The sequence below is a fragment of the Gilvimarinus sp. 1_MG-2023 genome (assembly GCF_030548285.1).
In genome coordinates, this window is sequence record NZ_JAUOSC010001341.1 from 1 (window position 1) to 253 (window position 253).

A 253-nucleotide genomic window follows, 5' to 3' on the forward strand; every position below is an offset into this window, starting at 1 on the left:
GCCTGGTATTGATCGACGGTTTGCTGAAATTGATGGCGAGGGATGACGTTGAGTAGCTGTGCCAGTACGGTGTTAGAATGTGCCAAGCCCGGTTCCTCTGAATGATGTCTGTGAGAAGCTTCATTTTACCGGAAACGGCATGGGAGCCGAGCTCCTTTCTTTTGGCGGGTCAGTTAACCGGACAGTAGTGTTGCAATGACAACAGAATAGTAACGATATTAACGGGAAGTAAATGACTATTACGCCGCAGATC

Annotated in this window: 1 protein-coding gene; it reads right to left on the minus strand. The window is 48.2% G+C overall.

Going from position 1 to position 253, the window contains the following annotated elements:
• On the minus strand, positions 1 to 86 hold an 86-nt coding region (locus tag Q4563_RS23810; protein ID WP_442903847.1), incomplete at its 3' end, for a DUF4372 domain-containing protein.
• Positions 87 to 253 lie beyond the last annotated feature (167 nt).